Annotated in this window: 19 protein-coding genes; 5 read left to right on the top strand and 14 right to left on the bottom strand. The window is 70.1% G+C overall.

What is annotated here, in order from left to right; all coding sequences use genetic code 11:
• Positions 1-46: 46 nt before the first annotated feature.
• Both purH and purN read right to left on the bottom strand, forming a co-directional pair.
• On the bottom strand, positions 47-1,618 hold the full coding sequence (purH, locus tag MED15_RS31310; RefSeq protein WP_112583770.1) for a bifunctional phosphoribosylaminoimidazolecarboxamide formyltransferase/IMP cyclohydrolase: 1,572 nt from the start codon (positions 1,616-1,618) through the stop codon (positions 47-49).
• On the bottom strand, positions 1,615-2,235 hold the full coding sequence (purN, locus tag MED15_RS31315) for a phosphoribosylglycinamide formyltransferase (protein WP_112583771.1): 621 nt from the start codon (positions 2,233-2,235) through the stop codon (positions 1,615-1,617). The genes purH and purN overlap by 4 nt, the downstream gene beginning before the upstream one ends.
• 289 nt (positions 2,236-2,524) lie before the next feature.
• Here purN and MED15_RS31320 point away from each other — a divergent pair, with 289 nt between their 5' ends.
• Positions 2,525-3,079, top strand: a complete 555-nt coding sequence (locus MED15_RS31320) for a DUF4190 domain-containing protein (RefSeq protein ID WP_112583772.1) — start codon at positions 2,525-2,527, stop codon at positions 3,077-3,079.
• Between the two features lie 97 nt (positions 3,080-3,176).
• Here the strand turns inward: MED15_RS31320 and MED15_RS31325 are convergent, their stop codons facing one another.
• Positions 3,177-4,466, bottom strand: coding sequence for a cell division protein PerM (locus MED15_RS31325; RefSeq protein WP_112737655.1), 1,290 nt, complete (start codon positions 4,464-4,466; stop codon positions 3,177-3,179).
• A gap of 199 nt (positions 4,467-4,665) precedes the next feature.
• On the opposite strand from MED15_RS31325, the gene MED15_RS31330 reads away from it, so the two are divergent.
• A complete protein-coding gene (locus MED15_RS31330; RefSeq protein ID WP_112583774.1) occupies positions 4,666-4,932 on the top strand; it encodes a DUF4190 domain-containing protein in 267 nt (88 codons plus the stop codon).
• Between the two features lie 72 nt (positions 4,933-5,004).
• Here the strand turns inward: MED15_RS31330 and sucD are convergent, their stop codons facing one another.
• The 3 genes from sucD to icmB all read right to left on the bottom strand — a co-directional run bounded on the left by sucD (position 5,005) and on the right by icmB (position 7,909).
• Positions 5,005-5,892, bottom strand: coding sequence for a succinate--CoA ligase subunit alpha (gene sucD / locus MED15_RS31335; RefSeq protein WP_030337831.1), 888 nt, complete (start codon positions 5,890-5,892; stop codon positions 5,005-5,007).
• 2 nt (positions 5,893-5,894) lie between these two features.
• Positions 5,895-7,073, bottom strand: coding sequence for an ADP-forming succinate--CoA ligase subunit beta (gene sucC, locus MED15_RS31340; RefSeq protein ID WP_112583775.1), 1,179 nt, complete (start codon positions 7,071-7,073; stop codon positions 5,895-5,897).
• Positions 7,074-7,504: 431 nt separating this feature from the next.
• Complete coding sequence (gene icmB / locus MED15_RS31345; RefSeq protein ID WP_030491849.1) at positions 7,505-7,909, bottom strand: coenzyme B12-dependent isobutyryl CoA mutase small subunit; 405 nt, start codon at positions 7,907-7,909, stop codon at positions 7,505-7,507.
• Between the two features lie 486 nt (positions 7,910-8,395).
• Here icmB and MED15_RS31350 point away from each other — a divergent pair, with 486 nt between their 5' ends.
• Entirely contained in the window at positions 8,396-9,103 is a 708-nt protein-coding gene (locus tag MED15_RS31350; protein WP_112583776.1) for a M23 family metallopeptidase, read from the top strand.
• Positions 9,104-9,376: 273 nt separating this feature from the next.
• Positions 9,377-10,147, top strand: coding sequence for a M23 family metallopeptidase (locus tag MED15_RS31355; protein WP_112737657.1), 771 nt, complete (start codon positions 9,377-9,379; stop codon positions 10,145-10,147).
• A 95-nt stretch (positions 10,148-10,242) separates the two neighbouring features.
• Here the strand turns inward: MED15_RS31355 and pcrA are convergent, their stop codons facing one another.
• Entirely contained in the window at positions 10,243-12,648 is a 2,406-nt protein-coding gene (gene pcrA / locus MED15_RS31360) for a DNA helicase PcrA (protein WP_112737659.1), read from the bottom strand.
• Positions 12,649-12,947: 299 nt separating this feature from the next.
• On the opposite strand from pcrA, the gene MED15_RS31365 reads away from it, so the two are divergent.
• The gene (locus tag MED15_RS31365) at positions 12,948-13,337 is read left to right on the top strand and encodes a chorismate mutase (RefSeq protein ID WP_112583779.1); all 390 of its coding nucleotides are present in this window, start codon (positions 12,948-12,950) and stop codon (positions 13,335-13,337) included.
• Positions 13,338-13,486: 149 nt separating this feature from the next.
• On the opposite strand, the gene MED15_RS31370 is transcribed toward MED15_RS31365, so the two are convergent.
• The 7 genes from MED15_RS31370 to MED15_RS31400 form a co-directional block, all read right to left on the bottom strand.
• Entirely contained in the window at positions 13,487-14,500 is a 1,014-nt protein-coding gene (locus MED15_RS31370) for an ABC transporter ATP-binding protein (RefSeq protein WP_112583780.1), read from the bottom strand.
• The gene (locus MED15_RS31375; protein WP_091406372.1) at positions 14,493-15,521 is read right to left on the bottom strand and encodes an ABC transporter ATP-binding protein; all 1,029 of its coding nucleotides are present in this window, start codon (positions 15,519-15,521) and stop codon (positions 14,493-14,495) included. The genes MED15_RS31370 and MED15_RS31375 overlap by 8 nt, the downstream gene beginning before the upstream one ends.
• Before the next feature lie 26 nt (positions 15,522-15,547).
• Positions 15,548-16,516 carry an ABC transporter permease gene (locus MED15_RS31380; RefSeq protein WP_091406374.1) on the bottom strand — a complete coding sequence of 323 codons (969 nt, stop codon included), beginning with the start codon at positions 16,514-16,516 and terminating at the stop codon, positions 15,548-15,550.
• Positions 16,509-17,435: an ABC transporter permease gene (locus MED15_RS31385; protein WP_091406376.1), complete on the bottom strand. Its 927-nt coding sequence runs from the start codon at positions 17,433-17,435 to the stop codon at positions 16,509-16,511. The genes MED15_RS31380 and MED15_RS31385 overlap by 8 nt, the downstream gene beginning before the upstream one ends.
• 148 nt (positions 17,436-17,583) lie before the next feature.
• Entirely contained in the window at positions 17,584-19,224 is a 1,641-nt protein-coding gene (locus tag MED15_RS31390; RefSeq protein ID WP_112584543.1) for a peptide ABC transporter substrate-binding protein, read from the bottom strand.
• A gap of 580 nt (positions 19,225-19,804) precedes the next feature.
• On the bottom strand, positions 19,805-20,491 hold the full coding sequence (locus tag MED15_RS31395; protein ID WP_030337843.1) for a response regulator: 687 nt from the start codon (positions 20,489-20,491) through the stop codon (positions 19,805-19,807).
• A 2-nt stretch (positions 20,492-20,493) separates the two neighbouring features.
• A complete protein-coding gene (locus tag MED15_RS31400; RefSeq protein ID WP_112584545.1) occupies positions 20,494-21,759 on the bottom strand; it encodes an ATP-binding protein in 1,266 nt (421 codons plus the stop codon).
• Positions 21,760-21,896: the final 137 nt, after the last annotated feature.

The raw sequence follows: 21,896 nt of genomic DNA on the forward strand, positions 1-21,896 counted from the left end.
GCAGGGCAATAACTTCATGATCGACGGGGTCTGGCCCCGGTGGGGGTTAGTGGAAGAAGTGGCGGGTGCCGGTCAGGTACATCGTCACGTTGGCCTTCTTGGCCGCTTCGATGACTTCTTCGTCGCGGATGGAGCCGCCGGGCTGCACGATGGCGCGGACGCCGGCGTCGATGAGGATCTGCGGGCCGTCGGCGAACGGGAAGAACGCGTCCGAGGCGGCGACCGAGCCACGGGCCCGGTCGGCGCCGGCGCGGGTGACCGCGAGCTGCGCCGAGTCGACCCGGTTGACCTGACCCATGCCCACGCCGACGGTGGCGCCGTCCTTGGCGAGCAGGATCGCGTTGCTCTTCACCGCGCGGACCGCCCGCCAGGCGAACGCGAGGTCCCGCAGCAACTCCTCATCGGCGGCCTCGCCGGTCGCCAACTGCCAACTCGCCGGGTCGTCGCCGGGGGCGTTCACCCGGTCGGCGACCTGGGCCAGCACGCCACCGGTCACCGGCCGCAACTCCACCAGCGCCGGCGTCCAGGCCGGTGCCCGCAGCAGCCGGATGTTCTTCTTGCCCTGCAACACCTCGACCGCGCCCTCGTCGAAGCCGGGGGCGACCACCACCTCGGTGAAGATCTCGGCGACCTGCCGGGCCAGCTCGACCGAGACCGACCGGTTGACCGCGATGACACCGCCGAACGCCGACACCGGGTCGCACGCGTGCGCCCTGCGGTGCGCCTCGGCGACGTCCGCGCCGACCGCGATGCCGCACGGGTTGGCGTGCTTGATGATCGCCACCGCCGGCTGGTCGGCGAAGTCGTTCGCGGCCCGCCAGGCGGCGTCGGCGTCGACGTAGTTGTTGTACGACATCTCCTTGCCGTGCAGCTGCTCGGCCTGGGCCAGCCCCGCCGGGGCGTCCGGGTCGGTGTAGAGCGCGGCGGGCTGGTGCGGGTTTTCCCCGTACCGCAACGCCGTCGACTTGCGCAGCGCCAGCCCCGCGAACGCCGGCCAGGAGTCGTCGGCCGGGGCCAGCTCCCGGGCGCACCACTGGGCCACCGCGACGTCGTACTCGGCGATGTCGGCGAACGCCCGGGCGGCCAGCGCACGACGCTGGGCCATTGTGAAGCCACCCTCGCTGAGCGCGCCGAGCAGCGCCGGGTAACCGGCCGGGTCGGTGAGCACGGCGACCGAGGCGTGGTTCTTGGCGGCGGCCCGCACCATGGCCGGGCCACCGATGTCGATCTGCTCCACGCACTCCTCGACGTCGGCGCCGGAGGCGACGGTCGCCTGGAAGGGGTAGAGGTTCGAGACCAGCAGGTCGAACGCCGCCACGCCCAGCTCGTCCAGCTGCGCCACGTGCGTGTCCTTGCGCAGGTCCGCGAGGAGACCCGCGTGCACCTTCGGGTGCAGGGTCTTCACCCGGCCGTCGAGCACCTCGGGGAACCCGGTCACCGTCTCCACCGGCGTGACCGGCACCCCGGCGGCGGCGATGGTGCCCGCCGTGCTGCCGGTGGACACGATCTCCACGCCGGCCGCGTGCAGGGCCTGAGCCAGCTCGACCAGCCCGGTCTTGTCGTAGACGCTGACCAGCGCCCGCCTGATCGGGCGGCGCCCGTCCTGAGTGGGACTCACGGAACCGTGACCTTCCTTCCGGTGATGGTCCAGCCTTCGCGGACCAGCCGACCGACCTGCTCGACGAGCTGGCGTCGCTCGGCTTCCTTGATGCGCTCGGTGAGCGTGTCGACGTCGTCGTCGTCCAGCACCGGCACCGCTACCTGCGCGACGATCGGCCCGGTGTCCATGCCGGCGTCGACGAAGAAGAGGGTGGCCCCGGTGAGCTTCACGCCGTAGGCGAGTGCGTCACGCGGGCCGTGGATGCCGGGAAACGCCGGCAGCAGGGTGTTGTGCGTGTTCAGGTAGCGGTCGCCGAAGGCGGCGAGGAAGTGCGGACCGACCAGCTTGAGGAAACCGGCGGAGATGACCAGGTCGGGTTGGTGCTTCGCGACGTGCGCGGTGAGCGCGCGGTCCCAGTCCTCCCGGGTGTCGTGGTCGCGGACCCGTTCGACGAAGGTCGGCACCCCCGCCGCCTCGGCCCGGTCCAGGCCCGCGATGCCGTCGCGGTCCGCGCCGACCGCGACGACCTGTGCGCCGTACGCGGGGTCGGCGGCGGCATCCAGCAGCGACTGAAGGTTGCTCCCGGAGCCGGAGATGAGGACGACGATGCGGGCGACAGGCGCGGGCTCGGTCACCGGGCCACCCTATCGGGCAGGTCAGGGACGCCCTCCGGCTGGGCGGCGCGCCGATCTTCGACGGTGCCGACGTGCGTCGACCCGGTACGCTGCCGCTCGCTCGGGCCGAACGCCGCACCGGCCCACACACCGCCCCTGATCCGGCACACGAAGCGGTCGACAAGGGCCCGTTTGCCTGCTTTGGGAGACATGTCGTCCTGTTGCTGTACTGGGCTTTGGGAGGACTGACCGCGATCATGGATGGAAACAAGAGCACCAACTGACGGAACCAGTCCAAGGAGCTTCTCGAATGCAGCCCGGTAACCCCGGTCAGGACCCGTACGGCCAGCAGCCCAACCAGGACCCGACCGCTCCCCAGCCGCCGGCCGCCCCGTACGGCCAGCAGCCCACCTCCGGCCAGCCGTACGGTCAGCAGCCGCAGGACCCGTACGCCGCGCCGCAGGCCCCGTACGGTCAGCAGCCCACCTCGGGGCAGCCGTACGGTCAGCAGCCGCCGTACCAGGACCCGTACGCACAGCAGCAGCCCCCGTACGGCGCCGGCCCGACCTACCCGAACGCCGGGTACCCGCAGGCACAGGGGCAGAACAACACCCTCGGCCTGGTGTCGATGATCCTCGGTATCGCGTCGATCCCGCTGGTCTGCTGCCTGTACCTGGGCATCCCGGTCGGCATCGCGGGCATCGTGACCGGCTACCTCGCCAAGCAGAAGGTGGCCCAGGGGCAGGCAAACAACGCCGGCCAGGCCAAGGCCGGTCTGATCTGCGGCGCGGTCGGCGTCGGGCTGGGCATCCTGCTGCTCATCCTGAGCGTCGTGGCGCAGGTCAACCTGCCCACCCAGCCCTGACGGGCTCGGATTCGACGGGGCGCTCCGGGTTCGCCCGGGGCGCCCCGCGCTCGTCTACCGCGCGGGTCGCCAGGTCAGCGCCCGCGTGGCTGGGGCTCTACTGTGCGGGCCCGCGGGTCAGCGCCCGGGTGGCGGCGGCGCCGAGCAGCGCGCCGACCGCGATGACACCGGCCGCCACCGCCCCGACCTGCCAGCCCACCGGCCCGACCTGGGACAGCCGACCGGCGCCGAGCGGCCCGCCGGAGACCGCCGCGGCCGCACCGAGCACCACCCCGGCCACCGGCCCGGCCAGCACCGCCGGCGCCAGCAACTCGGCCCAGCGCTGCGCAGCCCGCTCCGGCACGGCGAGTCGGGCCACCCGCCGGGCGAGCAGCCAACCGGCGACCATCCCGGCCAGCACCGGCACCGCGAGCAGCAGGGCGCCGAAGCCGTCCACCGGGCCGCGCGGCAGGCCAGCGAGCAGCGGAACGGCCGGCAGCGCGCCGACCGACACCTCGCTGGTACGGACCGCGGTGTCGGTCCCGACCGCGAACCCCGGCCCGAGCAGGTAACTGGTCGACCAGACCGCCGCGTTGGGCGCGTACGCGACGCTGACCAGCGTGATGCCGGCCTGCCCGGCGACCCCGGTCCGGTACGCCCCGATCATGTCGGCAGCGTCGCCGCCGCCGGTGGCCACCGCCAGGCCGGCCGCGCCCGCGCCCGCGCCGAGCAGCAGCAGCCCGGCCACCAGGCCGGTGCGAACGCCGTCACGCACCGGGCCCGGAAGCCGGGTGACGAGCAGCCGGGTCACGGCGGTGATCCGGACCGCGCCGACCAGCGCGGCGAGTGTGCCGACCGCCGCGAACGTGGCACCCGCCCGGATCAGCGACACATTCGGCCCACCCGTGCCGACCAGCACCGCCGCGAGCGCGCCGAGCAGCGCGTACGCCACACCGACCGCGACCGCGGCGAGCAGTGCCCGGCGCGGTGAGCGGGTGTCGCGAGCACCGATCGCGCGGCTGACGTGCACGCCGGCGCGGGTCAGCCGCCAGAGCGCGAGCACTGTCAGCGCCAGCGGGGCGAGCCCGAGCGGCCCGGTCTCGGTGTGCAACGGCACGCCGTGCCCGAGCAGCCAGCCGGCCAGCGCGGTGCGCAGGGCACCGGTCACCGTGGTGCCATCCGCGCCGAGCTGCACCAGGCCGAGCACGATGGCGACCGGCAGGTACGAGGTGAGGCCGGCCCAGCAGGCGGCCACCCCGGCAGCGACGGGCAACGGCGCCCGCCCGCGCGGCGACCCGCCCGCGCGAGGCGCGGGCACCCGCCGGGCCGGTGCGGCACGGTCGACCGGCCGGTCGTCGGCGCTCACACCGCCGGGACGGCTGGGACGGTCAGGGGTGACGGGGGACATCCGCTCTACTCTGGCACGTCGCGCGGGCGGTGGCAGTCCGTTAACCCCTCCTAAGGTCGGCGAGTTCACCGAACCGACGTCCTGCCCACCCGGGCCGGTCTAGCCTCGGCCCTGAGGGGGCGCGAGTCCCGCCACCCCGGACGGGCCCGCCGGTCGCGGTCCGGGCCGGCACGTCGCCCATGACCGCTCGGAGGACGCTGTGACGACGCCATACCCGCCTCCCCCACCACCACCGGCCCAGGGACGCGACCGAACCACCCTCTGGGGCGTGCTGGGCATCGTGCTGGGGCTGATCTGCTGCGGCATCTTCGGCATCGTCTTCGGCTACCTGTCCATCCGCGACGCCCGGCGGTACGGGCAGTCGCCGCTGCTCGGTTACCTCGCCATCGCGCTCGGCGTGATCAACATCATCGGCGGGGCGATCCTGCGCTCGACCGGCAACTACCCGTTCTGGAACAACGACTGACCAGCGCGGAGCGCGCGTACGCCGAAGGGGGTCGACCGTGACGGTCGACCCCCTTCGTGTTGCCTGACCGGCTCAGCTGCCGGACATGATCTCCCGCATCAGCTTCGCGGTCTCGGTCGGCGTCTTGCCGACCTTGACGCCGACTGCCTCCAGCGCCGCCTGCTTCGCCTCGGCGGTGCCGGCCGAGCCGGAGATGATCGCCCCGGCGTGACCCATGGTCTTGCCCGGCGGAGCGGTGAAGCCGGCGATGTAGCCGACCACCGGCTTGGTGACGTTGGCCTTGATGAACTCGGCGGCCCGCTCCTCGGCGTCGCCACCGATCTCACCGATCATGACGATGGCGTCGGTCTCCGGGTCGGCCTCGAACGCCGCGAGGGCGTCGATGTGGGTGGTCCCGATGATCGGGTCACCGCCGATGCCGACGCAGGTGGAGAAGCCGATGTCGCGCAGCTCGTACATCATCTGGTAGGTCAGCGTGCCGCTCTTGCTGACCAGGCCGATCCGGCCGGAGCCGGTGATGTCGGCCGGGATGATGCCGGCGTTGGACGCGCCCGGCGAGGCGATGCCCGGGCAGTTCGGCCCGATGATCCGGGTCCGCTCGCCCTGCGCCACGTTGTACGCCCAGAACGACGCGGTGTCGTGCACCGGAACGCCCTCGGTGATCACCACGGCCAGCGGGATCGCGGCGTCGATCGCCTCGACCACGGCGGCCTTGGTGAACTGCGGCGGCACGAAGATGACTGTGACGTCGGCCCCGGTCTCGGCCATCGCGTCCGCGACGGACGCGAAGACCGGCAGCTCGGTGCCGTCGAAGTCGACAGTCTGGCCCGCCTTGCGCGGGTTGACGCCACCGACCACGTTGGTGCCGGCGGCCAGCATCCGCCGGGTGTGCTTGGAACCCTCGGAACCGGTCATCCCCTGGACGATGACCTTCGAGTCCTTGGTCAGCCAGATAGCCATGATCAGACCCCCGCAGCTGCCAGCTCGGCGGCCCGCTCGGCCGCACCGTCCATGGTGTCCACCCGCTGCACGAGCGGGTTGTTCGCGCTGTCCAGGATCGCCCGGCCAGCCTCGGCGTTGTTGCCGTCGAGACGGACGACGAGCGGCTTGGTGACCTGCTCGCCGCGCTGCTCCAGCAGGGCCAGCGCCTGGATGATGCCGTTGGCGACCTCGTCGCAGGCGGTGATGCCGCCGAAGACGTTGACGAAGACGCTCTTCACGGCCGGGTCGGAGAGCACGATCTCCAGCCCGTTCGCCATCACCGCGGCGCTCGCGCCGCCGCCGATGTCGAGGAAGTTGGCCGGCTTGACGTTGCCGTGCCGCTCACCGGCGTACGCGACCACGTCGAGGGTCGACATGACCAGACCCGCGCCGTTGCCGATGATGCCGACCTCACCGTCGAGCTTGACGTAGTTGAGGTCCTTGGCCTTGGCGGCCTGCTCCAGCGGGTCCACGGCGGCCTGGTCGACAAGCGCCTCGTGGTCCGGGTGCCGGAACGCGGCGTTCTCGTCCAGGCTGATCTTGGCGTCGAGCAGGAGCATCCGGCCGTCGCCGTTCTTGGCGAGCGGGTTGACCTCGACCAGGGTCGCGTCCTCGGCGACGAACGCCTGCCACAGGCCGACGGCGATCTCGACCACCTGGTCGGCAACCGCAGCCGGGAAGCCGGCGGCGGTCACGATCTCGCGGGCCTTGGCCTCGTCCACGCCCTTCACGGCGTCGATCGGGGCCTTCACGACCTTGTCGGGGGTCTCGGCGGCGACCTGCTCGATGTCCATGCCGCCGGCGACGCTGGCGATGCAGAGGAAGGTGCGGTTCGCCCGGTCGAGCAGGTACGAGAAGTAGTACTCCTCGGCCACGTCCGCGGTCACTGTGATCATGACCTTGTGGACGGTGTGACCCTTGATGTCCATGCCGAGGATGTCGGTGGCACGGGCCACCGCCTCATCCGGGCCCTCGGCCAGCTTGACGCCGCCGGCCTTACCTCGGCCGCCGACCTTTACCTGCGCCTTGACGACCACACGGCCGCCAAGACGTTCGGCGATCGCGCGGGCCTCTTCCGGGGTAGTGGCGACGCCGCCGGCCAGCACGGGCAAGCCGTGCCGCTCGAACAGGTCCCGCCCCTGGTACTCGTACAGGTCCACGATTGCGCGTCCCGTCCCGTCTCCGCGGCGCGCCGTCGCGCCGCCACCAGCGTTCAGAAAACAGTTTGACGCCTGTCATCAGTTGAAACAGGCCATTGGCGGCAGCCTAGCGAGGTCGGCACCACCGGCAACCGAGCGGGTGCACGGTGTGCGGTAATGCACAACCGGACACCAGGTGTGGCCGGTTTCCGGTCATGACTCGGGTGGCATCCACCGTCCGGGCGATGTTGTCCGGCTTGCGTAACCCTGCCGTGGGGGCGTCGTTGAGTCAGATGTCGGAGCGCTGAACAGCGCAATGACGGGATACGGCCGATGCCCTGTCGGTCGAGGGGTGGCGGCGGGGCATCGTGCATAGAGGGGCCGGACGTGTGAGGGGTGCGTCCGGCCCCTCCCCCGTGCCCAAAATTCGGTGACGCAGCGATCGGCGTGCCTCAGGAAACCGGCTGGGCCACGTTCTGTCGGACCCACTCGACAATTGCCTGGGTGGTGGCGCCCGGCGTGAAGATCTTCGCGACGCCCAGCTTCTCCAACTCGGGAATGTCGCCGTTCGGAATGATGCCGCCACCGAACACGACGATGTCGCGGGCGTCCCGCTCACCGAGCAGTTCCAGCACCCGCCGGAAGAGCGTCATGTGCGCGCCGGAGAGCACGGACAGGCCGACCGCGTCGGCGTCCTCCTGGATGGCGGTCTCCACGATCTGCTCGGGGGTCTGGTGCAGGCCGGTGTAGACGACCTCCATGCCGGCATCCCGCAGGGCGCGCGCGACGACCTTCGCGCCCCGGTCGTGGCCGTCCAGGCCAGGCTTCGCGACGACGACCCGAATCCGAGAGCTCATCAGCGCACACCTTTCACCGGCTTGACCGCCTTCACCTTAACGAACGGTAACCCGGCGGGCCCGGCCCGGGAAATCCGGGCTCTGCCACCGGCCGTTACCCGGCGTGTCCACCGCGCAACCCGGAAGAGGTGCGGCCGCGCGCAATCCGGGCTTCGGAGTCGCTGCACCGCTGGCAGGACTGTGGACACATCCCGGCGCCGTTCGGAGTCAAGCCGGACGACTCCGCCGGAACGGTCACGCTCGGCGACGAACGGGCAGCGACGGGGGCACCGTTCGGCGTCGCGATGCATGACAATCAGGGACGCAAACGGACAGATCGACACGCCAATTTTTCGGTCTAGCTTGTGACTCGCCTGGCGGTTGGCTAACGTGTCCACGGTTGTCATCAGGTCCATGGACGGGTGACGACGCGGTCAGCGGACGTTTCACTGGAGCTTCAGGGGACGCCCACCGGCCGCTTCGGAACCCCGACAACGGAGGGTGTGCGTGCGCCAGCGCCTGTCGTCTGAGCCCGATCGATATCGCGGTCGCCGCCGCGTACCCACCCCACCCCGCAGCCGTTACGCCGCTGTCGTCACCACCGCGTTCGTCGGTGCCGGCATCGTGGCCCTCGGCGCGAGCGCCCTGCCGGACGCCAAGGACGTCAGCCCGACGGTCCTCGACGAGCTCAAGCAGGCGTCGGTCACCAGCCAGGACGCCGCGGCCCGTGCGGACAACGCCGACCGCGCCTCCCGGGACAGCCGCAGCAAGGACAGCGCCGAGCGCGAGGTCTGGCTGCTGCCGCTGCAGGGCTACGACTTCAACTCCCCGTACGGGCTCCGCTGGGGCAAGATGCACACCGGCGTCGACCTGGTCGCCGGCGAGGGCACTCCCTACGTGGCGATCCACGACGGGTTGGTCACCAAGGCCGGCTGGTTCGGCGGGTACGGCAACGCGGTGATCGTCCAGCACGCCGACGGCAGCGAGGCCATCTACGGCCACTCCTCCGCGGTGAGCGTCAAGGAAGGCCAGCAGATCAAGGCGGGCGACCAGCTCGGCCTGGTGGGTCAGACCGGCCACGCGTACGGCACCCACCTGCACCTGGAGATCCATGTCAAGGGGCAGCCGATCGACCCGGTGCCGTTCCTCCAGGAGCGTGGAGTGGACATCAAGCTGCAAATCGAGGCAATCTACAGCGAGGTAGCCGCCGGCTGACGTTGCGTAACGACCGTTGACCGCCCGGATCTGTCGATCCGGGCGGTTTTTCGTTGCCTCGGCCGAGCGGATGTATCCCGGGTCACATCGGCGATTGTGACGGGCAACACCACTCAGCATGATCACTTTTCTGGATAGAGCGCCGTAGAGCGGGTCATATCCGGGCAGCCATCACTTCGCCCGCCGCATGGTCACCCGGTCCCCGCGCCCACCCCGGCTCGAACCGACACCAGTATTTCGAGGTCAAGTGCCCCTCGACTGTGAAGGTCCGCCGTGCAGGAAGACAGCCCCGTCCAGAACGAGAACACCCCCGACGCCCCCCACACCGAGCAGCCGCAGCGCGCTCCCCGGCGGAACCGCCTCATCGTGCTCGGCGCCGCCGTCCTGGTGGCCCTCGGCCTCGGCGGCGTCGCGGTCGCCACCACCGGCGGCGACCACCCGGCACCCGCCGCCGTCTCCCTCGACACCCAGGCCCGGGCCGAGGGTGCGAGCCGGGCCGACCGCTCGGTCCGTGAGTCGAGCACCCCGGTCGCCCCCTCGCTGAGCCCGACGCCCAGCCCGTCGGCGGTCAGCACCAGCCCGGCCCCCGCGAAGACGGCCGCCGCGAAGGCCAAGCCGAAGCCGAAGAAGACCACCAGGCCCACGCCCGCCTGGGTCGACCCGATGCCGGGCGCAGCAGTCACGTCCTGCTACGGGCAGCGCTGGGGCACCCTGCACGCCGGTATCGACCTGGCGCTGCCCTCCGGAACTCCGATCCACGCAGCGGCCGCCGGCACCGTGACCCAGGCCGGCGACGCCTCCGACGGGTACGGCAACTCCGTCTTCATCGACCACGGCAACGGCTACCTGACCCACTACGCCCACCAGAGCCGCATCGCTGTCACCGTCGGCCAGAAGGTGAAGGCCGGCCAGGTCATCGGCTACGAGGGCGCCACCGGCGATGCCACCGGCCCGCACCTGCACTTCGAGGTGCACCAGGGCATGTGGAACCAGATCGATCCGGCCCCGTTCATGCGGGCCCACGGCGTCGACCTGGGCTGCTGAGGCAACATCCCCGCGCGGTCCGGGCGCAACAGCAGGGAAGGAGGGGCCTGAGGCCCCTCCTTCCCTGCTTCGGTGCGATGGTGCGGCGCGCCGGGTCAGAGCTTGTCGACCGGGGCGTGCCGGAGCACCAGCCACATGGTCTGGTCGCCGAAGTCGATCTGCGCGCGGGCACCCGGGCCGTGCCCCTCGACGGCGAGCACCCGCCCCAACCCGTACCGCTGATGGTTGACCCGGTCGCCCGCGGACACCTTCGGCCCCTGCGGCAGCTCACTGGCCGTGGTCAGCCGGCTGGCGTCCACGCCGAGCCGCTGCGCCAGCTGGGCTGCCTTCGGCGTCCCCCCGGTGAAGTTGCCACGCGCGCCGGGCGCGCGGTCCGCGCGGCCACCGACGCCGCCGCCCCCGCCAGCCCACGAGGTGTACGACCCTTCGGTGCGCTCCCAGTGCACCAACTCGGTCGGCAGCTCCTCCAGGAAGCGTGACGGCGGGTTGTAGGACGGCTGCCCCCACGCCGAGCGGGTCACCGCCCGGGACATGTAGAGCCGCTGTCGGGCACGGGTGATGCCGACGTACGCCAGCCGGCGCTCCTCCTCCAACTCGCGGGTGTCGCCCAGCGAGCGCAGGTGCGGGAAGACGCCGTCCTCCAGCCCGGTCAGGAAGACCACCGAGAATTCCAGTCCCTTGGCTGTGTGCAGCGTCATCAGGGTGACCACGCCCTGGTGGTCGGGGTCGTCGGAGGGGATCTGGTCGGCGTCGGCGACCAGCGCCACCTGCTCCAGGAAGCCGGCCAGGGTGGCCCGCTCCCCCTCCTCGCCCAGCGCCTCGATCCGCTCGGTGTACTCGCGGGCGACGCTGACCAGTTCCTGGAGGTTGTCCACCCGGCCGGCGTCCTGCGGGTCCAGGCTTTCCTCCAGCTCGGTGAGGTAGCCGGAACGGGTCAGCAGCGCCTCCAGCACCTCCTCCGGGGTGCCGGTCTCGGCCAGCTCACGGGCGCCGTCGAGCAACGCCACGAAGTCCCCGATGCCGTTGGCCGCCCGACTGGAGATGCCCGGCGCCTCGCGGGCCCGGCGCAACGCCGCGCCGAAGGAGATCCGGTCGCGGCTGGAGAGCGCCTCGACACACGCCTCGGCGCGGTCGCCGATCCCCCGGCGCGGGGTGTTGAGCACTCGCCGCAGGCTCACCGTGTCGTCGTCGTTGACCACCGAACGCAGGTACGCCAGGGCGTCGCGGACCTCCTTGCGCTCGTAGAAGCGCACCCCGCCGACCACCTTGTAGGGCAGGCCGACCCGGATGAACACCTCCTCGAAGACGCGGGACTGCGCATTGGTGCGGTAGAAGACGGCGACGTCGCCGGGGCGCGTCTCGTCGGCGTCGACCAGCCGGTCGATCTCCCGGGCCACCCAGTCGGCCTCGGCGTGCTCGGTGTCGGCCACGTAGCCGACGATCTGCTCGCCGGCGCCGGCCTCGCTCCACAGCCGCTTGGGTTTCCGGGAGGTGTTGCGGTCGATCACCGCGTTGGCCGCGTTGAGGATGGTCTGGGTGGAGCGGTAGTTCTGCTCCAGCAGGATCGTCCGCGCGTCGGTGAAGTCCCGTTCGAACTCCAGGATGTTGCGGATCGTCGCACCCCGGAACGCGTAGATCGACTGGTCGGCGTCGCCGACCACGCACAGCTCGGCGGGCTCCAGCCCGTCGGTGCCGGAGACCAGCTCCTTGATCAGGACGTACTGGGCGTGGTTGGTGTCCTGGTACTCGTCGACCAGCACGTGCCGGAACCGTCGGCGGTAGCTCTCCGCGACGTGCGGGTGGGACTGGAGCAGGTGCACCGTGGTCATGATCAGGTCGTCGAAGTCCAGGGCGTGTGCCTCACGCAGCCGACGCTGGTAGAGCGTGTACGCCTCGGCCAGCGCCCGCTCGTTGGGCCCGGTGGCCCGCGCCGCGAACTGCTCCGGATCGACCAGCTCGTTCTTGAGGTTGGAGACCTGGGCGGCGAGCCCACGCGCCGGGTAGCGCTTCGGGTCGAGATCCAGCTCGCGGGTCACCAACTGCATCAGCCGGCGGGAGTCGTCCGCGTCATAGATGGAGAACGTCGACTTGAGCCCGGCGTGCTCGTGCTCGGCACGCAGGATCCGCACGCAGGCCGAGTGGAACGTCGACACCCACATCAGGCGGGCCCGGGGGCCCACCAGCGCGGCGACGCGCTCTTTCATCTCGCCGGCGGCCTTGTTGGTGAAGGTGATCGCGATGATCTCACCGGGGTGCACGTCCCGAGCGGCGAGCAGGTAGGCGATCCGGTGCGTGAGCACCCGGGTCTTGCCGGACCCGGCGCCGGCCACGATCAGCAGCGGCGAGCCGGCATGGCTGACGGCGTCGCGCTGCGGCCCGTTCAGCCCGGCGAGCAGCTGCTGCGGATCGAGACGCGCGGCAGCCGCCCCGGGTCGGTGCGGGCGGGCCGGCGCGGACTCCGGCGCAGGCGGGGACGCGGGGATGTCGAAGAGAGGATGCATCGCCCGACAAGTCTATGCCGCCGGCCCGACACTTCCCGACGGCGCGCACCACCACCCGACACGCCCACCGGCGGCAAACGCCCTTCGCGACGCGGATTGCTTGCGCACCCGGCAACGACGTGGGCATACTCGACGGCGTGATCGCTGCGCGCTTCTACTTTTACTATGGCACCGGGAGTCCGGCTGCCGTAGGTCGCGCCTGATCGATTCAGACCTGCTAAAGCCCCGGGCTCCTGGAGTCCGGGGCTTTTTCCGTCCCAGGTTCCGGGCACCGGGCACCACACTGCGAGAGGTACCCGATGATGACAAACGTGATGGAGCAGAGCGGCAGCCCGATCCGACCGGGGCAGCCGGCAGCGCAGGGGGCTGAGCCGGCGGTGGCCACACCAGCGACGGGTGCGGACGCCGAGCCGGCCGAGCAGCAGACCGGCACCGAGGAGCCGTCCGCCTCGGCGCGGATCGTGCAGATCAGGGAACGGATCGACGAGATCGACCACGCGTTGATCACGCTCTGGCAGGAGCGGGCCGCGTTGTCCCAGGAGGTCGGGGTGACCCGGATGGCGTCCGGTGGGACCCGCCTGGTGCTCTCCCGGGAACGGGAGATCCTGGAGCGTTTCCGTGTCGCGCTCGGTGCCGACGGCACCCAGCTGGCCCTGCTGCTGCTCCGCGCGGGCCGCGGCCCGCTGTGAGCCACCTCAGCCCGCGCTGAACCGGGCCACGGCTTCCCTGTGCTTGCAGACGCCTCCTGGGCGGCCAGGCGCCGCGCGGCCGATCCGGTCACTGACAGACGAAACCGCCTGCCGTCGTCGTGGTGACGGCGGCAGGCGGTTTCGGTGACTCACACCTCGTGGGTGGCGACGATCTCGCGCTTCTCCGCGAAGTGGCAGGCGCTCGGGTGGTCCGAGTCCCGTCGGATCTCCAGCAGCGGGACCTGCTCGGCGCAGACGTCCTGCGCCTTCCAGCAGCGGGTCCGGAACCGGCAGCCCGAGGGCGGGCTGATCGGCGACGGCACGTCACCCGTGAGCCGGATGATCGTCTTGTTGTGCCGCTGCGTCGGGTCCGGCACCGGCACGGCAGAGAGCAGAGCCTGGGTGTACGGGTGGGTCGGTCGCTCGTAGATCTCGTCCTCGGTGCCGATCTCGACGATCTTGCCGAGGTACATCACCGCGACCCGGTCCGACAGGTGGCGGACCACCGACAGGTCGTGCGCGATGAAGACGTACGAGAGGCCGAACTCGCCCTGCAACTGCTCCAGCAGGTTCATGACCTGAGCCTGGATGGAGACGTCCAGCGCCGACACCGGCTCGTCACAGACGATGATCTCGGGCCGCAGCGCGAGCGCGCGGGCAATGCCGATGCGCTGACGCTGACCGCCGGAGAACTGGTGCGGGTACCGGTTGATGTGCTCCGGGTTGAGCCCGACCAGGTCGAGCAGCTCGCGGACCTTGGCCCGGCGGCTGCCCTTCGGCGCCACCTCCGGGTGGATCTCGAACGGCTCACCGAGCAGGTCGCCGACGGTCATCCGCGGGTTCAGCGAGGTGTACGGGTCCTGCATGACCAGCTGGATCTGCCGGCGCAGACGCCGCAGCGCCCCACCGGACAGCTTCGAGATGTCCTGGCCCTTGTAGACCACGTTGCCGGCGGTCGGCTTCTCCAGGTTCATCAGCACCCGGGCGAGCGTCGACTTGCCGCAGCCGGACTCGCCGACCACACCGAGCGTCTCACCGGCGCGCAGACCGAACGAGACCCCGTCGACCGCCTTGACCTGACCGACGGTCTTCTTGAACACCACGCCCTGGGTGACGGGGTAGTGCTTGACCAGGTCATTGACCTCGAGGATGTTCTCAGACACGGTTCACCAGCTCCTCGGCGAAGTGGCAGGCGCTGGCCCGGGCGGGGCCGACCTGCAGCAGCGGCGGGACCTTCTCCCGGCACACCGGCTGAGCCATCGGGCACCGCGGGTTGAACGGGCAGCCCGGCGGGATGTTCATCAGGTTCGGCGGGAGGCCCTTGATCGTCCGGAGCTGCTGCCCCTTCTCGTCGAGGCGCGGGATCGAGTCGATCAGACCCAGCGTGTACGGGTGCGCCGGCTTGGCGTACAGCTCGTACACGTCTGCTTCCTCGACGATCCGGCCCGCGTACATGACCGCGATCCGGTCCGCGACGTCGGCGACCACACCGAGGTCGTGGGTGATCAGGATCATGCCCATCTGCCGCTCGCGCTGAAGCTCGGCCAGCAGGTCCATGATCTGGGCCTGCACTGTCACGTCGAGAGCGGTGGTCGGCTCGTCCGCGATCAGCACCTCGGGGTCGAGCGCCAGCGACATCGCGATCATCGCGCGCTGCCGCATACCGCCGGAGAACTGGTGCGGGTAGTTGTTGAACCGACCCTTGGCGTTCGGGATCTTGACCTGGTCGAGCATGTCGATCGCGCGCTTCTTGGCCTCCGCGCGGCCCATGCCCCGCCGGACCCGGAACTGCTCGGCGATCTGGAACCCGACGGTGAAGACGGGGTTCAGCGCGGAGAGCGCGTCCTGGAAGATCATCGCGATGCCCTCGCCGCGGATGCGGCGCCGCTCCTCGTCGGACATGCGGAGCATGTCCTTGCCGTGGAAGCGGACCTGCCCACCGGTGACGAAGCCGGGCGGCGTGTCGAGGATGCCCATGATGGTCTGCGCGGTGACGCTCTTACCGGAGCCGGACTCGCCGAGCACGGCGAGGGTCTCCCCCGCGTCGACGTGGTACGTGACCCCGTTGATGACCTTTGCGACGCCGTCCCGGGTACGGAACTCCACCCGCAGGTCGTCGACCTCGAGCAGGCGGCCGGAGGGACGCCCGGACCCGCCGGGTCCCGGCGCTGACTGCTCGGACACGAGAATGTCGGACAACTGGATCTCCCCTAGCGGAGTTTCGGATCGAGGGCCTCGCGGACCGACTCACCGAGCATCACGAAGCTCAGCACTGCGGTGACGAGGAACGCGGCGGGGAAGAACACCAGCCCCGGCGCGACCCGGACGAACTGCTGCCCATCACTGATCATGATGCCCCAGGACACCACCGGCGACTTCAGACCGACGCCCAGGAACGACAGGGTGGCCTCGGCGCCGATGAACGAGCCGACCATGATCGTGCCGTAGACCAGCAGCGGGGCCAGGCAGTTCGGCAGCAGGTGCTTGAGGATGATCCGGCCGGTGCCGGCACCCAACGCGCGGGCCGCCACGATGTAGTCGGCCTCCTTGGTGGCGAGCACCGAGGAGCGCATCAGCCGCATCACGACCGGCCAGCTCAGCACGATCAGTGACGCGATCACCAGGCCCATGATCTGGGCCTTGCTGTTGCCGGCGCCCGACCCGTTGAAGGTCGTCAGGATGACGATCGCGCCGAGCACGAAGGGCAGACCGAAGAAGACGTCGGCGATCCGGCTGAGCAGCGCGTCCACCCAGCCACCGCGGTAACCGGAGATGATGCCCATGGTTCCGCCGATGAGCAGGGTGCCCATCACGGAGAGCACGGCGACCACGATGGAGGCCCGTGCGCCGTAGATGACCCGGGCGTAGACGTCGCGGCCCTGCACGTCGTAGCCGAACCAGCCATTGGCGGACGGCTTGTCGAGGCTGCGGGACAGCGAGCCGTTGACCGCGTCGCCCGGGGCGAACAGCGCCGGGAAGGCCGCCATCAACAGGAAGATCACGATCAGCGTGGCCGAGATCCAGAACAGCGGCTTGCGCCGCAGATCCCGCCAGGCGTCGGCGAGCAGGCCGCGCGGCTTCTCGTTGCTCTGCGGCTGGCCCGCGGTGGCGGGTGCGGCGGAGTCGGTGGGGTGTGCGCCAGGGGTACTGACGATCGATGCGGTACTCGGGTCACTCATAACGGATCCTCGGGTCCAGGGCGGCGTAGAGCAGGTCAACCAGCAGGTTCATCACGAGATAGACCAGCACCAGGACGACCACGATTCCTACCACCGTGGCGCTTTCCTTGGTGATGATCGCCCGGAAGACCTGGCGGCCGATTCCGTTGATGCCGAAGATTCCCTCGGTGACGATCGCGCCACCCATCAGGGCACCGAGGTCGGTACCGAGCAGGGTCACCACCGGGATGAGCGAGTTGCGCAGCAGGTGCACGCCGACCACCCGGCGCATCGGCAGGCCCTTGGCGATGGCGGTGCGCACGTAGTCGGCGCGACGGTTCTCCGCGATGCTCGTTCGTGCCACCCGGGCGATGTACGCCACTGACGCGCTGCCCAGCACGAAGCCCGGCACGATCAGCTCGGACCACCGCATCTCGGAGGAGACGGTCGGCTTGATGATGCCCCACTGCACACCCAGCAGCCACTGCAGCACGAAGCCGACCACGAAGACCGGCAGTGCGATCAGGAAGAGGGTGGAGACCAGGACCAGGTTGTCCAGGAAGCCGTTACGCCGCAGACCGCTGAGCACGCCGGCGCCGAGGCCGATGATCGCCTCGATGGCGAGCGCCACGAGGGCCAGCTTCAGGGTGTTCGGGTACGAAGTCAGGATGATGTCGCTGATCTCGCGCTGCGAGAACGTCTGACCGAAGTCGCCCTGGAGCAGGTTCTTCATGTAGTTGGCGTACTGCACGAAGACGTTCTGGTCGAGGTGGTACTTCTCGGTCATGAAGGCGATGTACTGGTCCGGGCAGCGACGCTCACCGCACTTGCCGGCGAACGGATCGCCCGGAACGGCCCAGACGAGCCAGTAGATCAGGAACGTCGTACCGATGAAGACCGGCACGAGTTGGAGCAGCCGTCTCAACAGATAACGGCCCATGGGGTGGTCCTCCAGACAGGGGGCGCGTCGGACGGCCGACACGGTGGTGACAACGTGCGAGTGGAGTGTTGTAACACCCAATCGCGGAACGGCCCCGGGTCGGGCTCACCGGATGTGGCGAGCCCGACCCGGGGTCAGACCGTTCGGATCAGAGCTCGACCGAGGTGATGTCGATCTCGCCGACGTTGTTCAGCTCGAGCTTCTTGATCTTCTCCGAGTGGCCGGACTGCTGACCGTAGAAGTAGACCGGGATGCTCGGGACGTCCTGGTCGACCTTCTCGACCGCCTTGGCGAACGCCTCGTGCGAGGCCTCCAGGCTCGGGGCGCCGCTGGCCTGCTTGGCAAGGGCGTCGACCTCGGGGTTGCTGTAGAGGCCGTCGTTCGAGGAGCCGTTGGTGATGAACAGCGGGTTGACCCAGTTCTCGACGTCCGGGTAGTCCTGCTGCCAGGCAGCGCGGTACGGGCCGGTCATCTTGTGGGCGTTGATGTTCTGGCGGAACACCGCGAAGGTCGGCACACCCTCGGCCCGAGCGTTGATGTTGAGGTTGGTCTTGACCTGCTGCGCGACGGCGTCCATCCAGTCCTTGTGGGCGGAGTCCGCGTTGTAGTAGAAGACCATCTCACCGCTGAAGCCACCGGCCTCGGCGAGCAGCTGCTTGGCCGTGGTCGGGTCGAACTTGCAGGCGGTGCAGTTGCCCGGCTTGGCGCCCGGGGTCAGCGGGTTCGCCCAGCTGTCGGCCGGCTTGCGGGTGCCGAAGAAGATCTTGTCCGAGATCTCCTGCCGGTTGACCGCCAGCGAGACGGCACGACGCAGCTTCGGGTTCGCGTAGCGCTTGTCGTAGATCGGGAACGCGATGAACGCGGTCGACGGCGTGACGGTCGAGCGGCCCCGGTCACCGAGGTCGGTCTTCCACTTGTCACCGGCGAGCGCCGAGGTGGGGACAACCTCCATGAAGTCGAGGTTGTTGGCCAGCAGATCGGCGTAGGCGGCGTTGTCGTCCTGGTACAGCTTGACGTCGACGTCCTTGACCTTCATCTTGTCGCGAAGGTTGTAGTCGTCGAAGCGCGTCAGCTTGATGAGGGAGTTGTCCTCCCAGGACACGAACTTCACCGGGCCGTTGCCGATCGGCTTGTTCTTGCCGAACTCTTCCGGCTTCATGGTGAAGAACACGTCCGGCAGCGGCATGAAGGCGCTGTAGCCGAGCTTGGTCGGGAAGACCGCGGTCGGCGCTGCCAGGGTGACCTCGAAGGTCTGCTCGTCGATGACCTTCAGGCCGGACAGCTTGTCGGCCGTCGGCGTCGGGGCCTTCTTCGGGCCGTCCGCGCCATCGGGGTCCGTGGTGTAGGTCTGGTCGAAGCCCGCGATGTCCGCGAAGAAGGTGCCGTTCTGCGCGCCGTTCGGCGAGTAGGCGGCCCAGTTCCAGGCGTCGACGAAGTTCTTCGCCTTGACCTCGGTACCGTCGTGGAACTTGGTACCGGCCTTGATCTTGATCGTGAAGACCTTGGAGTCCGTGGTGTTGATGGACTCCGCCAGCGCGTTACGCGGGGCCCCACCGTCGTTCGGGTACTCGACCAGGCCGGTCCACATCCAGTCGATGATCTTGCCGCCACCGGTCTCCGTGGTGTTCGACGGGACCAGCGGGTTCTCCGGCTGGACGCCGTGAACAACGATCGAGCCGTCCGCGCTGGCGGCAGTTTCGTCGCCACCGCCGCTCGAGCAACCGCTCGCGACAAGCGCGGCAGCCGCGCTGAGCGCGATAGCGCTCGTCGCCCGCTTCGAGACTCTCATTCCGAGGGGCCTCCTCTTTCTAACCAGGTTCCGTCGTGGGTTTCACGCACGTTTGGGGGTGACACCGCCCGACCACCCCGGGGCGCGGGTCGCCGGGACCACAGGGAAGTTGGGGACACCCCTGATGTTCCGATCCGCCGGGCTCCCCCACCAACGACGCTTGACACGACGCAATCGACACAGCCACGGGCCGCCGAGATCGGCGGAATCGTGGTCGTGGGGCGTACGGAGTGCCACACACCGATGGTGAGGTGCTGCCACTGTGACACCCACTGGCCTCTTCCGTGAAGGTGCCGTTATCAAGCCGTTAGTTGCCCGCCACGTTGCCGATACTTGAAAAATGATCATAAAACGCCCGACACGGACGGCACTGAGCAGGAAATACCTTGCGCCACCCGAACAGCCAGCCTCGGCCCGCGCGCGAGCCCCGAGCTCACCCGAGCCCGGGGGGACGTCTGTCACCGCTCACGTTTCGACCCATCCGGATGAGGGCCCCTACGGCTACCCGGACACGATCACCGGCCGGGTGTACGAGGGCGCGCCGGACGTTTCTCTGATCCTCGCCGGTGCCGACGCGCCGTCACACGAGGCGGCGATCCGCCGCCCAACGGGAGAGTTCGTAGCGGTTGGACATCTGAAGCTTGCGCAGCACGTTCGACACGTGCGTCTCCACCGTCTTGATGGAGATGAAGAGCTCCTTGGCGATCTCCTTGTACGCGTACCCCCGGGCCAGCAGCCGCAGCACCTCACGCTCACGGTTGGTGAGCTGGTCCAGCTCCGGGTCGGCCACCGGTGCGTCCGGCCGGGCCGCGAAGGCGTCCAGCACGAACCCGGCCAGCCGTGGGCTGAACACCGCGTCCCCGTCGGCCACGCGACGGATCGCGGCAGCCAGCTCGTCCGGGGAGATGGTCTTGGTGACGTACCCGCGGGCACCGGCACGGATCAGCCCGATCACGTCCTCCGCCGCGTCGGAGACGCTCAACGCGAGGAACTTGACCTGCGGGTGCGTACGCCGCATCGCCTCCAGCACCGCGCGGCCGCCGCCGTCGGGCATGTGCACGTCGAGCAGCACCACGTCGGGACCGACCGCGGCGATCCGGGTGACCGCCTCGGCCACCGTGCTCGCCTCGCCCACCACCTCGACGTGGGCGCCCAACTCCGCGCGCACCCCGGCTCGGAACATGGCGTGGTCGTCCACCAGGAACACCCGCAGCCGCTCGGGGCGGGCATCCGCTGGGTCGAGGTGCTCGGTCGACTGCTCGGCCATGGTCATCTGTTCCTCTCCGCTGCGGACGAGTCCCGGGAGATCGGCAGGATCAACCGGACCTCGGTCCCCTCCCCCGGGCCGGACCGTATTTCGGCCCGTCCGCCGTGCCGCTTCATCCGCCCGATGATCGAGCCGCGTACGCCGTGCCGGTGGTCCTCCACGGTATCCGGATCGAAGCCCTTCCCCCGGTCCCGGACGAACACACTGACCTGATCCGGTTCCACCTCGGCGTAGAGCGACACGGTCTGCACGCCGGCGTGCCGGGCCGCGTTCACCAACGCCTCCCGCGCGGCCGCGACCAGCGCGCCGACCTTCTCGTCGGTCTCCCGGTCCCCCACCACCACCGTCTCCACGCTGATCGCGAAGGTGTCCTCGACCTCGGCCGCGGCCTGTTCCAGAGCGGCGGCGAAGCGCTCGCTCGGCGAAGCGGTCGGCTTGTAGAGCCAGTTGCGCAACGAGCGCTCCTGCCCCCGGGCCAGCCGCTGCACCGTCTTGACGTCGCCGGCGTTGCGCTGGATCAGTGCCAACGTGTGCAGCACCTGGTCGTGCACCATCGCGGCCAGCTCGGCCCGCTCCTGCTCGCGGATGCGCCCCTCACGCTCCGAGCGGAGCTGGCTGTACGTCCGCCAGAGCACCGGCGCGGCGACCACGCCGACGCCCGCCAGCCCGACCAACGCGAAGATCACGCCATTGATCACCGCGTCGAAGTTCTGTGCCGGTGAGTAGACGGCCGCGACGCCGATGATGCCGACCGCGACCAGCACTCCCCCGCCGATGAACCGCAGCACGAAGGCCCGCCGGTCGCTCTCCTCGACGACCGCGCCGAGCCAGGGCACCGGCATCGCGTCGCCCCACTGTCGCCGCCGCTCGGGCGCGGACTGGTGCCAGATGACCCCCGCGCCGACCGCGATGATGGCCACCAACCAACCGGCGGTGCCCGCCGCGCCGACCGAGTCGAAGACCATCACCTGGATCAACAGGACACCGAGCCCGATCCCCACGAACGGCAGGAGTTGGGCGACGTCCCGCCGGGGCGGCACCGCGGTGTCGCCGGGGCGCAGCGGCACCACCGCCCAGAAGGCCGCGTAGAGCAGCAGGCCGAGCCCGCTGAGCCCGAGCAGGACCATGAACGCGACGCGCACCCGCAGCACCGAGATGCCGAGATGGTCGGCGATACCGGCGGCGACGCCGGCGGCCATCCGGTGCTCCGGGGCGCGGTAGAGGCGCGGGGGCGGGGTCACGATGCTGATCGGAGGCTCCCTGGTCACGGTGGCGGACAGGTCGAGGTCGGTGACTCGATCGTCACACGCTGCGGCGGCCGCGACCACGGGGACGCCCCCGACATTCCGGCCGCCGGATCTCAGGGTGGGGTCAGGGTCGGGTCCTGAGGTCGTTCGGGTGGACC

It is taken from the genome of Micromonospora noduli (assembly GCF_003264475.1).
Taxonomy (GTDB): Bacteria; Actinomycetota; Actinomycetes; order Mycobacteriales; family Micromonosporaceae; genus Micromonospora; species Micromonospora noduli.

Coding starts and splice junctions, on each gene's coding strand:
- MED15_RS31320 (WP_112583772.1), top strand. CDS start 2,525: ATGCAGCCCGGTAACCCCGGTCAGGACCCGTACGGCCAGCAGCCCAAC.
- MED15_RS31325 (WP_112737655.1), bottom strand. CDS start 4,466: ATGTCCCCCGTCACCCCTGACCGTCCCAGCCGTCCCGGCGGTGTGAGC.
- sucD (WP_030337831.1), bottom strand. CDS start 5,892: ATGGCTATCTGGCTGACCAAGGACTCGAAGGTCATCGTCCAGGGGATG.
- icmB (WP_030491849.1), bottom strand. CDS start 7,909: ATGAGCTCTCGGATTCGGGTCGTCGTCGCGAAGCCTGGCCTGGACGGC.
- pcrA (WP_112737659.1), bottom strand. CDS start 12,648: ATGCATCCTCTCTTCGACATCCCCGCGTCCCCGCCTGCGCCGGAGTCC.
- MED15_RS31365 (WP_112583779.1), top strand. CDS start 12,948: ATGATGACAAACGTGATGGAGCAGAGCGGCAGCCCGATCCGACCGGGG.
- MED15_RS31380 (WP_091406374.1), bottom strand. CDS start 16,516: ATGAGTGACCCGAGTACCGCATCGATCGTCAGTACCCCTGGCGCACAC.
- MED15_RS31385 (WP_091406376.1), bottom strand. CDS start 17,435: ATGGGCCGTTATCTGTTGAGACGGCTGCTCCAACTCGTGCCGGTCTTC.
- MED15_RS31390 (WP_112584543.1), bottom strand. CDS start 19,224: ATGAGAGTCTCGAAGCGGGCGACGAGCGCTATCGCGCTCAGCGCGGCT.
- MED15_RS31395 (WP_030337843.1), bottom strand. CDS start 20,491: ATGGCCGAGCAGTCGACCGAGCACCTCGACCCAGCGGATGCCCGCCCC.